Origin of the sequence: Proteus cibi (assembly GCF_003144405.1) — a bacterium.
Taxonomy (GTDB): domain Bacteria; phylum Pseudomonadota; class Gammaproteobacteria; order Enterobacterales; family Enterobacteriaceae; genus Proteus; species Proteus cibi.
The window spans coordinates 17,044-30,118 of sequence record NZ_PENW01000003.1 but is presented as its reverse complement, the minus strand read 5'-3'; the positions used below and the strand labels follow the sequence as shown (position 1 = coordinate 30,118).

Genomic DNA, 13,075 nt, shown 5'->3' with positions numbered 1-13,075 from the left:
CATGGCTTAGCGTGCGTTTAAACTCGTTTTGGGTTGATCTTGAAATATTCGTAAATTAAATACACATAGAAAAACACCTCAATGCTGATATTCAACATTGAGGTGTGTTTTAACGTTTTTGAAACTATTTTAATTTATAGCAACCCACCTACCCTGCAACTATAGGTGTAAAAAACGGTAGCATCAGATACAGTTTAATCACTATGGCATTCACAATATCAATAAAGAATGCACCGACCATAGGTACGACTAAGAACGCAAGATGAGAGGGTCCAAAACGGTCTGTTACCGCTTGCATATTCGCAATCGCCGTTGGTGTAGCACCTAAACCAAAACCACAGTGACCTGCTGCTAAAATTGCGGCATCGTAGTTTTTACCCATAACACGGAAAGTGACAAAAATTGCGTACAGTGCCATTACACCGGCTTGAACACCAAGGATAACCAGCATTGGTATCGCCAGTGACGCCAGTTCCCATAATTTCAAGCTCATTAATGCCATCGCTAAGAATAACGATAAACTCACGTTACCTAAGACGGACACCGCTCTATCAAAAACCCGGTAGAATCCAAGCATTGAAAGGCTATTACTTAAAATAACACCAATAAACAGAACACACACAAAGGTCGGTAGTGCGAATACTGTACCTTCTAACAGTTGAGAAAGGAACGTACCCGCCATTAAACAGATAGCGATCATCGCAATCGTTTCTAATAAAACCATTGAAGTGATCATTCGACCTGTTGTCGGTTTCTCAAACGCAGTTGGCATTTCATGGTCATCAGCGCCTAATCCCGGTGTTGGGATATTTTTAATTAAGTAACGAGCAACTGGACCACCAATCAATCCACCTAATACTAAACCAAAGGTAGCACACGCCATCGCCACTTCAGATGCGCTCATAAAACCATAATTTTCAACAAAGGTTTTACCCCAAGCAGCACCTGTACCATGACCACCCGATAATGTAATCGAGCCAGCCAGTAATCCCATTAATGGATCAAGGCCTAACATTTTCGCCAATGCAATACCGACTGTGTTTTGCACTAGCAATAACCCAACAACAACAAAGACGAAAATAAAAAGCGCTTTTCCCCCCGCTTTTAAGCTTGCGAGGTTCGCGTTTAAACCAATTGTTGCAAAGAAGGCTAGCATTAATGGATCTTTAAGTGAGAGGTCAAAACTAACTTCCCAGTCCATAAATGATTTAAATGCTAATAACAGAACTGCAACAAGTAGCCCACCTGCAACGGGTTCTGGGATCGTATACCGTTCTAAAAAAGGAACAGATTTCACTAACTTACGTCCGATCAAGAGAACCAAAGTGGCCGCAACCAGCGTGCCATAAACATCAAGATGATACATTTATGTACCCCGTCTTATTTGTTAATTTTATATAAAAATACTACGACGCTAAGTTCATCCATAAACAACGCCAAAAGCAGGTATCCCCGATTAGAAAAAAAAACGGAGACAAACACAAGTTAAAACATATAAAAATGTGAGCGCCTCTTATGCATTTTGATAACATCATTTTTACGCAAACGATTGCTTTTGTGGCGCAGATCATTAAAATACCGTTTTTGCCGAATAAGAAATTCACACCATGGTTACTTCAGAAAATCAAAATTTGCCTAAAAATAGTGACGTTCCAATTAAAAAAAATAGTGAGCTTCTTTTTTCTTTAGAAGAAAAGCCGCCATTACCACAAACACTTTTTGCAGCTTGCCAACACCTTTTAGCGATGTTTGTCGCCGTTATCACACCCGCGATCCTCATTTGCCAAGCATTAGGATTACCTGCACACGATACTCAACGCATTATCAGCATGTCTTTATTTGCATCAGGTATTGCCTCTCTTATTCAAATTCGGGCATGGGGACCGATAGGTTCAGGATTGTTATCAATCCAAGGAACAAGCTTTAACTTTGTTGCTCCGCTCATTATGGGGGGATTAGCACTTAAAAATGGTGGCGCCGATATTCCAACAATGATGGCAGCCCTTTTTGGCACATTAATGGTCGCCTCATTAACTGAAATCATCCTTTCTCGTGTACTTCACTTAGCAAGACGCATTATTACACCGTTAGTTTCAGGTGTCGTAGTGATGATCATCGGTCTCTCTTTAATTCAAGTTGGATTAACCTCTATTGGTGGTGGTTATGCAGCCATTGAGAATAATACCTTTGGTTCACCACAAAACCTGTTATTAGCAGGCTCTGTTCTTATTGTTATTATTTTACTTAATCGACAAAAAAACCCTTATTTACGCGTTGCGTCTTTGGTCATTGCAATGGCTGTGGGTTATGTTCTTGCTTGGGCGTTAGATATGTTGCCCACACCAATAGAACATCAAGAAACACCTTTTATGACCATTCCTGAGCCGTTTTATTATGGGCTATCATTTGATTGGCATTTACTTATTCCTTTAATGCTAGTGTTTATGATCACATCACTAGAAACCATAGGGGATATTACAGCAACTTCTGATGTTTCAGAGCAACCTGTCAGTGGTCCTTTGTATATGAAACGGATTAAAGGGGGCGTATTAGCTAATGGAATTAACTCGATGGTTTCGGCATTTTTCAATACCTTCCCAAATTCCTGCTTTGGTCAAAATAATGGTGTGATCCAATTAACAGGTGTTGCTAGTCGCTATGTGGGTTATGTGGTTGCTGCAATGCTCGTGATCTTAGGTTTATTTCCATTCGTTGCAGAATTTGTGCAAAGAATTCCTGAGCCAGTATTAGGCGGAGCCACATTAGTCATGTTCGGTACGATAGCTGCATCTGGTGTACGTATTGTTTCTAAAGAAGCATTAAACCGTAGAGCCATCATGATCCTCGCGATTTCACTTGCGGTAGGACTAGGCGTTTCACAGCAACCTCAAATCTTGCAGTTTGCACCTGATTGGCTAAAAACATTGCTGTCATCCGGTATTGCTGCCGGCGGTTTAACCGCGATTATTTTAAATCTGATTTTTCCACCAGAAAAATAATCATTAACTAGCAACAAAATAATAAAGCGCTATTTTCATGACCAAAAATAGCGCTTTATTTATTATATTTAAACCAATGATATTTTTATGAAAGCATTTTCCTGTGAGTTGCGATAACTATTTAGTGCAATACTGAAAATCAAAGGAAAATAAAATGGCTACACCCTTGATCCCGATTAAAAACCCCGCACTCGAATACTTAAAAAGTCACTCATCTACTAAAGATTTCCATATACAAACTATTGGGCAATTTTTTACTTATCTCAAAGATTCCATTCTTTCATTGTTTAATAGTGATCATAAATTTACTCATTTAGGAAGTAAGTCTATTTCTGAGTTCAACTTAGAACATATTAAAACAGACTTAGTGGCGTTTTTACAAAATCCTTCCCTTAATAATCAGAAAGATAAAGATAAAAAGGGATCCCTGGCATATCAGTTTCAATACTTACCAACACAAGCAGGTATCCTCCCTAATTTTTACGATACTTATCATTCCGGTAACCTTGAACCTAATGAACTCATCTCTCAACTTATTAACTATGGCAATAAGTTAATAAAAGAAGAATTAAATGATAAAGAACAACAGAATAAGAGTTCTATAAAGAAAATATTGGAGGAAATTAACACCGAAATACAGAATAAAACGAGTCACTCCACTATCGAATTGAGAAACAAGCTACCCGACGTCATAAATAAACTGACAGTTAGATAATATCGGTTTATATCGTGATGAATACTTGAGCATCGTCTAGTTTTCAGGCATAACTGTATACTGTTTTGATGGAGTATAAAACAGGAGAAGGGCTATGCGCTGGCTGATGAAAAGTTTGGTATCTCTGATACTTATCGTTATTTTATTTATTATTATAATTTACGCTTTTATTCAGACTCAGTGGGGCGCACAAAAAACCAGTGAATGGCTGACACAATACACTGACTATGATATTCGCTTCTCAGGTATTGAACATGATCTTATGCAACCCGAGCAAGTCATTGTTCGTGATCTCCTCGTCAATCCTAAACAGAATAAAGCTACTGTGTCGGCAAAATCAGCACAAATTCGATTGAATTGGCAATTTTTTACCTCCCCTTCTCATCTGCAAAAAATTACATTAGAAAATGGCAATATTGATTTTGCAGACAAAACACCTTTAATACCGTTAAGTGCCGATATCTTACAATTTAAAAACATGGCATTAAGCAGTGAAAAAAGTGATTTTTCTTTTGATGCCAAGAAAGTAACCGGAGGGATCACACCTTGGGTTCCGACATCAACCGACTTAATTGGAGCAGGTCATTTTCAATTTTCCATTGCTAACGGCATGATAAATAATAATGAATTCAGTAATTTTATTATTTCTGGGCAATATCAGCCGAATAACATTCAAATAGAAAAATTAGGTACTCGCCTACTGAATGGCTCACTCTCCTTGAGCGGGCAATATCAAGATAATCAATGGAAACTTGATGAAGTGTATATGAATGGCTTGCGCTGGCAATCCTCGAAAACCTTTAATGAATTAATTCAGTCTCTCTCTGAATATCCCCGTATTAGCATAAGAGCACTCAATATTGTTGATTTTACTGCGGAAGGAAAACAGTGGGCGATTAGTGGCTTTGATGGGCAATTTTCTCAATTTAGTTGGGATAACGCTATTTCATTTACAACTGGCGAACTCAATACAAATGATGTTGTTTTTCAAGATGAACACTTCACTGATCTTATCGCAACGCTCAACCAGCAAAACAATCAACTTAATCTAGATAATCTTAGTCTACGCTATGAAAAAGGCTTAATTAAACTTGCAGGTCATTGGAATAAAGACAATAAAACCATCACGATCCAAGACGCCACGCTATCAGGCCTTTTATATACACTACCTGAAAATTGGCTCAATTTTTTAGCGAAACCAATAGATAACAAGAGTAATATTCAAAATATCACTATCGAACAGTTATCTATCAACCAATCTATTTTGATTGATATCACACCAGAATTTCCATTCCAATTCACTAACTTAACAGGGAAACTGCAAAACTTAGTGGTTGCGAAAGAGGGTGAATGGGGATTATGGCAAGGTTCCGCCGTATTAAATGCCGATAGTGGTACGTTAAATCGCATTGAATTACGTCGCCCTGATTTAAACCTTGTCACTCAACAAGATAACGCTATTGTTGAGCAATATTCAGCATTCATAGGTGACGGTATTGTTCGAGGTTCAGCCGGTTTAATGCAATCTAACCAACAGCGCCAATTTTCACTTATTGCTAATGGTCTAAATGTCCCTTTATCAACGCCTTATACATTAGGTTTAAAAACAACCTACTCTGATGAAATAGGCCAGTTCACACTAAAATTGAAAGGTAATTTACGTTCAAACCCTGTGGTATCAACACTTAATGGTACATTAACGGGAAATAAGGGTGATCAACAAATACTCAACTCAGTGATACAAAATGGTGAGATAATTAATCACCTGTAATATTGATCTTTCGCAGGAGCACGGATTGCTCCCTTGATAAAAAGCGTTACAATGCGCTATTGCCCTTTTCTTTATTGTGGAGTTTTCATGTCTGACGAAGATTTTTCCCCTGAAAAAATATCTTTAAATCTGTTTCAACAATCTCCTTTAACTGCACTTGAAGATAACAGCACACTGCTTGTGTGTGATGACAACAAAACTCCGTTGTTCTATTGCCTTTCTAAAGAAGACTATGATGCATTGATTGAACGAGTTATGGATGCCGAACTTGCAGCGATCGTACTTGAACGTCGCCAAAATAAATTAGATGATCTTAATTTAGACTAATTTGGTCGATGCTATAATTTGCTTAAATAGAACAAACAAAAAACACCCTTTCAGGTGTTTTTTTGTTTTTATCGCATCTTCACCAATAACATTAACGTTTTTTCTTTTTACGACCGGGCTGAACAAAACGCTTACGGGAATTATTTTCCGTTTCTTTGGTTTTTGTTTGAGGAATATGAATACCCAATGCTTTCGCATTACTACTGATTTGTTTTTTGGGCTTATTTTGCTTCGCTTTAGGTGGCGCTTCTGATGTTGATTTTTCAATTGCGTCAAAAAGTTTGATCAGCTCATCATCGGTCAGATCTCGCCATTCGCCAACAGGTAATCCTGATAGGCTAACATTCATAATACGAATGCGTTCAAGCTTAGTGACTTCATAACCAAAATATTCACACATACGACGAATTTGGCGATTTAACCCTTGAACTAAGGTTATGCGAAACACCATTGGCGCTTCTTTCTTGACCTTACATTTCTTGGTTTTCTGTCCCATGATAGGAACACCCGCCCCCATTCCATGAATAAACTCATCGGTGATCGGCTTATTCACTGTCACAAGGTACTCTTTTTCGTGATCATTACCTGCACGTAGGATTTTATTGACTAAATCGCCGTGGTTGGTCAGAAAAATCAATCCTTGTGAATCTTTGTCCAAACGTCCAATTGGGAAAATACGGGTACTGTGGTTAACATAGTCAACAATATTATCTTTTTCGCCATCATCTGTGGTACTCACAATGCCCACAGGCTTATTCAGCGCAATCAAAACCAGCTCAGAGTTATCCTGTGCTTCAATCAATCGACCATTGACTTTGACTTCATCGCCCGCAAATACTTGGTCGCCAATACCGGCACGTTTGCCATTAATAAGGACAAGTCCTTGCTCAATATAACGGTCAGCCTCACGACGTGAGCAGATCCCGCTTTCACTGATATATTTATTAAGACGAGTAGATAAATTGGTGTCCATGCTTCCCTCCGTAAACTGCGAAATATACATCAATTGGATAGGGATAGAAACTCTATAACATCAGCATTCAAGAATAGATTTTTTATACTCTGGTTTTTTAATTAAAAATGCAAAAAATAGAAAAAGTAACCCAAAAGAAAATCGTTATTTCCCTTTAAGTTACTCTAAAGATAGCTAGCTGAATTAGCACTGCTTATTTTGTGAAGGTAAAACAATATAAGTACCACTAAAAACAGCACCGACCCCTTCATCGCCACAAATATCAACATCTAGCTTAATTCGTGCTTTACTTCCCTTCGCTAATCGCCCTAAATCTCCGCTTAAATTTTCCATATCGGCAACGGCGGCAGGACGACCCGAGACAGGTTTGCGATAACGAATATGGGCATCCACCAGCACAATATCACCTTGCAACTTATGCTCTTGCATTAATAACCAAATCAATCCCCAACCCGTTAATGTTGCGAGTGAAAATTGGCTACCTGCAAAAATAGTGTGGTGAGGGTTTTGATTGCCTGATTCTGGGATCGTGGTATAAAAACGGGTTCCCGTATATTGAGTGATACGTAACCCCATTTTCTCACTTAAAGGAATATGTTGGTGCCACTGTTTTTGTAATTCAGCACACCAATCTGGTCGATGAAGAATATCATCCAAAGACGCAATGCTTTTTTTCATAAAAAAGTGCTTAATAGGTGTGGTTTGTGGGCCTGTAACAAGACCACAATTTTCATAACCCAATTTTTCAAAGAAGCTTACAGACTCTTCTCGAGCACTACACACTATTCGTTTTATACCCTCTTGGCGAGCCAGCGACTCTAGCGCCATGGCAACAAGAGTACCTAAGCCTTTACCTTGTGCATCTGTACGTACTGCCATAAAGCGGATAGCACCTTCGTTATCCGCATTAATATAAAGCCGTCCAATTGCAACAGGTTGCCCTGTTTCATCAACAACCATTTGGTGATGTGCAAAGGTGTCATAACCGTCTTTTTCAGAGCCTTCAGGTTGATGTAGAGGTTTACGAAGCATTTCCCAGCGAAAAGCATAATAGGCATCAAATTCTGCCTCTGTTTTTGGGGTTCGTAAATGGTACATATCTGAGCTCCTTTTAACATCACTGTACGTTCAACGTTATACCTGTAACCAAAAGGTGACGGGACCGTCATTCGTCAGTGTGATTTGCATATCCGCGGCAAATTGGCCTGTTTGCGTTTCTAAACCTTGTTGCTGACATTGTTCAATAAAGTAATGATAGAGATTTTTCGCTAATTCTGGAGACGCACCGTTCGAAAATCCTGGACGCATGCCTTTTTGTGTTTCTGCAGCAAGGGTGAATTGAGAGACAACTAATAAACGACCACCTGCTTGTTGCACATTTAGGTTCATCTTGTCATTTTCATCGCTAAATACACGATAGCCGCATACTTTCTCACATAATCTTTTGGCTTTCTGTTCGTTGTCGTCTTTCTCTACACCTAATAAAACCAATAAGCCTTGATTAATAGCGCCGACTGTTTCACCTGCAATATCCACTTTTGCCTGTGTCACTCGTTGAATTAACGCGATCATACTCTCTCCAAAATAAATCAATAAAAAAGGATAACAAATTCAATTCATTGCTATCCTTACAATAGCATTATTCTTCTACTGGGAGAGAAAAATCATAGTCTTTGAAATAGTCAATGACAGTCTGTTTATCAATGACATGTACACCTTTCATACCCACCGCAATTGCGGCATCAACATTGGCTTGTACATCATCAAAGAAAACAGCATCTTGTGCTTCAACATCTTCAGATTCTAAAACATACTTAAAGAGTTCAGGATCAGGTTTTCTCATGCCAAGATCTTGCGATAAGTAGAGAAAATCAGCGGAAGCCGCAATTTCAGGATAGTGTTCTGGCCAATAATCTTGGTGCAAACGGTTAGTATTTGATAACACCACAACCCGATGTCCTTGTTCTCTTAATTTATTCATTATATCAATGACTTCAGGTCGTACTGCGATAAAAATAGCCTGCCATCCTTCAGCAAATTGCTCAAAACTTAAGTTCATGCCAAGCTCTGAGTTAATTTCTTCAGCAAATTCGATATCTGTAATATTACCGCGCTCATGTAATTTAAATACTTCGCCGGCTGTGAAATTCTTTTTTATGCTTGCTAATGGAACACCACTCAGCTTACTCCATACTGCAAATACTCGGTTAAAATCGATATCAATAATCACATTACCCATATCAAAGATATAAAGCATAAATCCTCTCCATAATAGAAAACTCATTTTACTTTAATCATAAATCGCTTTACTGAACAGGCTTAAACACCAAAAAAGTACAATAATCACACTTAATTTTTTTGTAAAACATAAAACCAGAAGAGGGAGAGCTAAAAAAAGAGACGAGAAGAAAGAAAGGATTGATAGAAAACTTATGCGGCAGAGATTATTTTCCACCGCATTCGTCTTTTATAGCAACATATACTCATCAAGAGTATAAACTCAGGGCGCTAAACGCGCCCTAAGAATTATGTTGTCTAAATAATCAATTAGTCTTTGCTACGGTAAGCACGACGACGATCATTTTCTGACAGATAGCGTTTACGTAAACGGATTGATTGCGGAGTGACTTCAACTAACTCGTCATCATCAATAAACTCTAACGCTTGTTCTAATGTTTGTTTCAGGTGTGGAGTCAGCGTTGTCGCCTCATCAGTACCAGAAGCACGCATGTTCGTCAGTTTTTTACCCGTTAAGCAGTTTACTGTTAAGTCATTAGAACGAGTATGAATACCAATCACTTGACCTTCATAAACCTCTGCACCATGAGTAACAAATAATTTACCGCGATCTTGTAAACTATACAGTGCGTAAGCAACGGCTTTACCTTGACCATTAGAGATCATAACACCGTTATTACGGCGACCGATTTCACCTGGACGAACATCATCGTAATGACTGAATGTTGCATACAGTAAACCCGTACCTGATGTCATAGTCATAAATTCAGTACGGAAGCCAATCAGACCACGGCTAGGAATGATGTAGTCTAAACGTACACGTCCTTTACCATCTGGTTGCATATCACGCATTTCGCCTTTACGCTCGCCCATCGCTTGCATCACATCACCTTGGTGCTGTTCTTCAATATCGATAGTCACTTGTTCGAAAGGCTCTTGTTTACGACCGTCAATATCACGGAAGATAACTTTAGGACGAGATACGCCTAATTCGTAACCTTCACGACGCATATTTTCAATCAGAACTGACAGGTGAAGCTCACCACGACCTGATACACGGAATGCATCTGGATCTTCAGTTTCTTCAACACGTAATGCTACGTTATGAACTAACTCTTTTTTCAGACGATCTAAAATCTGACGAGAAGTCACAAACTTACCTTCACGACCACAGAAAGGTGAAGTATTAACACAGAAATACATGCTAACAGTAGGTTCATCAACAGCTAATGCTGGTAATGCTTCAACAGCACCTGTTTCACAAATCGTATCAGAGATGTTCAGTTCGCCTAAGCCAGTGATTGCGATGATATCGCCTGCTTCTGCAACATCAACTTCAATACGCTCTAAGCCTAAGTGACCTAATACTTTACCGACTTTACCGTTACGAGTATTACCTTCGCTATCAATGATAGTGACTTGCTGGTTAGGTTTAACCTTACCACGCTTGATACGACCAATACCGATAACACCCATGTAGTTGTTGTAGTCCAACTGAGAAATTTGCATCTGGAATGTGCCTTCCAGATCCACTTTTGGTGGCTCTACATATTTGACAATAGCTTCATATAACGGAGTCATATCTTCAGCCATGTCATTGTAATCTGTTCCCGCAATACCGTTTAATGCAGATGCATAGATAATTGGGAAATCAAGTTGTTCGTCAGTTGCACCTAAGTTTACGAACAGGTCAAATACCTGATCAACAACCCAGTCTGGACGCGCACCAGGGCGGTCAACTTTATTGATAACAACAATTGGTTTTAAGTTGTTAGCAAACGCTTTTTGTGTCACAAAACGAGTTTGTGGCATTGGGCCATCCATCGCGTCAACCAGCAATAGAACGCAGTCTACCATAGACATAACGCGTTCTACCTCACCACCGAAGTCGGCGTGTCCTGGGGTATCTACGATATTGATACGATAGTCATTCCATTTAATCGCTGTATTTTTCGCAAGAATAGTAATTCCGCGCTCTCTTTCGAGATCATTTGAGTCCATCACACGCTCAGCAACGGTCTCACGTTCACCGAACGTACCAGATTGCTGTAGTAATTTATCGACGATAGTTGTTTTACCATGGTCAACGTGGGCGATGATGGCGATATTACGCAAGTTTTCGATCACAAAATTTGCCTCAGGCATTGTAGAAATAAGCGCAGTATTGTACACGCTTTAGACGAGAGACTAAACAAGATCACAATAATGATTGCTTAACAATATGCAATTAATTGAATTGTGATCCTTTTCACGCCTCAGAATTTAGTAGCATCCGTTCGATTGCACCAAAACAGTGCAACTAATTAGGCTTAATTTGCACCAACTTTGTGCAATAATTAAAAAATCACAGGGGATATTCTACACTAAACTTCATCAATACAGTATATATCCCTTTTTAGATAAGTTGGCATGCTTTTCGCAATAGAATTTGGGTGAGCAAAAAATTCACCGAAAAATGTGTAAGGCCACTGCACTCAATAAAACCATTCGCCAGGAGAGTTCCTATGTCCCTTGAACATGTATTATCCATGATTGAAGAACATAAAGTTAGATATATTGACTTACGTTTCACTGATACCCGCGGTAAAGAACAACATCTTACTATTCCGGCTCATCAGGTTAACGATGATTTCTTTGAAGAAGGAAAAATGTTCGATGGATCTTCTATTGGTGGCTGGAAAGGCATTAACGAATCAGACATGGTACTGATGCCAGATGCAACAACCGCAATGCTTGACCCATTTTTCCAAGATCCAACCCTGATTATTCGTTGTGACGTTTTAGAACCGGGCACAATGCAAGGTTACGATCGCGACCCACGTTCTATCTCAAAACGTGCTGAAGACTATTTAAAATCAAGTGGTATCGCAGACACAGTGTTGTTTGGACCAGAGCCAGAATTCTTCTTATTTGACGATATTCGTTTCAAAAACGATATTTCCGGTGCATCTTACGCTATCAACGATATTGAAGCGGCATGGAACACCAATACCCAATATGAAGATGGCAACAAAGGTCACCGCCCAATGGTTAAAGGGGGTTATTTCCCACTACCACCCGTCGATTCATCACAAGATATTCGTTCTACCATGTGTAACATTATGGAAGAAATGGGCTTAGTTGTTGAAGCTCATCACCATGAAGTTGCAACTGCGGGTCAAAATGAAGTGGCTACTCGCTTTAATACCATGACCAAAAAAGCAGATGAAACCCAAATTTATAAATACGTGGTACAAAACGTAGCTCACGTATTTGGTAAAACAGCGACCTTTATGCCAAAACCACTCGTTGGTGATAACGGTTCAGGTATGCATTGCCATATGTCACTGTCTAAAAACGGTGTAAACCTGTTTGCAGGTGATAAATACGGCGGATTATCTGAAATGGCGCTGTATTACATCGGCGGTATTATCAAACACGCTCGTGCGCTAAATGCCTTTACTAACCCAACCACGAACTCTTACAAGCGCTTAGTCCCGGGCTTTGAAGCACCTGTAATGCTAGCTTACTCTGCACGTAACCGCTCAGCGTCAATTCGTATTCCTGTGGTTGCCAGCATGAAAGCACGCCGTATTGAAGTACGTTTCCCCGATCCTTTAGCAAACCCTTATCTTGCGTTTGCGGCGCAGTTAATGGCTGGTCTTGATGGCATTATCAATAAAATTCACCCAGGTGATGCTATGGATAAAAACCTCTATGACTTACCGCCTGAAGAAGCGAAAGAGATCCCAACTGTCGCAGGTTCATTAGAAGAAGCATTAAATACATTGAATGCCGATCGTGAATTCTTAACCCGCGGTGGTGTATTTACGGATGATGCTATTGATGCTTATTTAGAATTATTACGTGCGGATGTTCAACGTGTACGTATGGCTCCGCATCCTCTTGAATTTGAAATGTATTACAGCGCTTAAGACTCTTTTTATTGATAAACACTTAAGCCTAGATATAAAACTGTTTTTTTTGCCGTGAAGCTATTTTGCCCATCTTCGGATGGGCACTTTTCTCCCATTTAAGGAGTCAGTCTTTTCACTTACGCATTGGTTCATAAA

The 13,075-nt window shown here is 39.3% G+C and carries 11 protein-coding genes; 5 read left to right on the top strand and 6 right to left on the bottom strand.

Features of this window, described 5'->3' with window-relative positions; translation table 11 throughout:
• Positions 1–148: 148 nt before the first annotated feature.
• On the bottom strand, positions 149–1,366 hold the full coding sequence (gltS, locus tag DK865_RS00475) for a sodium/glutamate symporter (protein ID WP_023583247.1): 1,218 nt from the start codon (positions 1,364–1,366) through the stop codon (positions 149–151).
• A gap of 241 nt (positions 1,367–1,607) precedes the next feature.
• Between gltS and DK865_RS00470 the strand changes: the two genes are divergently transcribed.
• From DK865_RS00470 to DK865_RS00455, 4 genes are all read left to right on the top strand, one after another.
• On the top strand, positions 1,608–2,999 hold the full coding sequence (locus DK865_RS00470) for a uracil-xanthine permease family protein (protein WP_109390904.1): 1,392 nt from the start codon (positions 1,608–1,610) through the stop codon (positions 2,997–2,999).
• A 154-nt stretch (positions 3,000–3,153) separates the two neighbouring features.
• Positions 3,154–3,714, top strand: a complete 561-nt coding sequence (locus DK865_RS00465) for a hypothetical protein (RefSeq protein WP_109390903.1) — start codon at positions 3,154–3,156, stop codon at positions 3,712–3,714.
• 94 nt (positions 3,715–3,808) lie between these two features.
• A complete protein-coding gene (locus DK865_RS00460; protein ID WP_109390902.1) occupies positions 3,809–5,485 on the top strand; it encodes an AsmA family protein in 1,677 nt (558 codons plus the stop codon).
• An 87-nt stretch (positions 5,486–5,572) separates the two neighbouring features.
• Positions 5,573–5,812 (top strand): hypothetical protein, encoded by a 240-nt coding sequence (locus DK865_RS00455; RefSeq protein ID WP_023583244.1) that lies wholly within the window; start codon positions 5,573–5,575, stop codon positions 5,810–5,812.
• 91 nt (positions 5,813–5,903) lie between these two features.
• Here the strand turns inward: DK865_RS00455 and rluF are convergent, their stop codons facing one another.
• From rluF to typA, 5 genes are all read right to left on the bottom strand, one after another.
• Entirely contained in the window at positions 5,904–6,785 is an 882-nt protein-coding gene (rluF, locus tag DK865_RS00450; RefSeq protein ID WP_036914364.1) for a 23S rRNA pseudouridine(2604) synthase RluF, read from the bottom strand.
• A gap of 183 nt (positions 6,786–6,968) precedes the next feature.
• On the bottom strand, positions 6,969–7,883 hold the full coding sequence (gene fabY / locus DK865_RS00445; protein WP_023583242.1) for a fatty acid biosynthesis protein FabY: 915 nt from the start codon (positions 7,881–7,883) through the stop codon (positions 6,969–6,971).
• A gap of 36 nt (positions 7,884–7,919) precedes the next feature.
• The gene (gene dtd / locus DK865_RS00440; protein WP_023583241.1) at positions 7,920–8,357 is read right to left on the bottom strand and encodes a D-aminoacyl-tRNA deacylase; all 438 of its coding nucleotides are present in this window, start codon (positions 8,355–8,357) and stop codon (positions 7,920–7,922) included.
• Between the two features lie 67 nt (positions 8,358–8,424).
• Positions 8,425–9,042: a glucose-1-phosphatase gene (gene yihX / locus DK865_RS00435; protein WP_036914361.1), complete on the bottom strand. Its 618-nt coding sequence runs from the start codon at positions 9,040–9,042 to the stop codon at positions 8,425–8,427.
• Between the two features lie 290 nt (positions 9,043–9,332).
• Positions 9,333–11,168 carry a ribosome-dependent GTPase TypA gene (gene typA / locus DK865_RS00430; RefSeq protein WP_023583239.1) on the bottom strand — a complete coding sequence of 612 codons (1,836 nt, stop codon included), beginning with the start codon at positions 11,166–11,168 and terminating at the stop codon, positions 9,333–9,335.
• 359 nt (positions 11,169–11,527) lie between these two features.
• On the opposite strand from typA, the gene glnA reads away from it, so the two are divergent.
• A complete protein-coding gene (gene glnA, locus DK865_RS00425; protein WP_036914358.1) occupies positions 11,528–12,937 on the top strand; it encodes a glutamate--ammonia ligase in 1,410 nt (469 codons plus the stop codon).
• Positions 12,938–13,075: the final 138 nt, after the last annotated feature.

Coding starts and splice junctions, on each gene's coding strand:
- typA (WP_023583239.1), bottom strand. CDS start 11,168: ATGCCTGAGGCAAATTTTGTGATCGAAAACTTGCGTAATATCGCCATC.
- DK865_RS00455 (WP_023583244.1), top strand. CDS start 5,573: ATGTCTGACGAAGATTTTTCCCCTGAAAAAATATCTTTAAATCTGTTT.
- gltS (WP_023583247.1), bottom strand. CDS start 1,366: ATGTATCATCTTGATGTTTATGGCACGCTGGTTGCGGCCACTTTGGTT.
- DK865_RS00470 (WP_109390904.1), top strand. CDS start 1,608: ATGGTTACTTCAGAAAATCAAAATTTGCCTAAAAATAGTGACGTTCCA.
- fabY (WP_023583242.1), bottom strand. CDS start 7,883: ATGTACCATTTACGAACCCCAAAAACAGAGGCAGAATTTGATGCCTAT.
- DK865_RS00465 (WP_109390903.1), top strand. CDS start 3,154: ATGGCTACACCCTTGATCCCGATTAAAAACCCCGCACTCGAATACTTA.
- dtd (WP_023583241.1), bottom strand. CDS start 8,357: ATGATCGCGTTAATTCAACGAGTGACACAGGCAAAAGTGGATATTGCA.
- DK865_RS00460 (WP_109390902.1), top strand. CDS start 3,809: ATGCGCTGGCTGATGAAAAGTTTGGTATCTCTGATACTTATCGTTATT.
- glnA (WP_036914358.1), top strand. CDS start 11,528: ATGTCCCTTGAACATGTATTATCCATGATTGAAGAACATAAAGTTAGA.
- rluF (WP_036914364.1), bottom strand. CDS start 6,785: ATGGACACCAATTTATCTACTCGTCTTAATAAATATATCAGTGAAAGC.
- yihX (WP_036914361.1), bottom strand. CDS start 9,042: ATGCTTTATATCTTTGATATGGGTAATGTGATTATTGATATCGATTTT.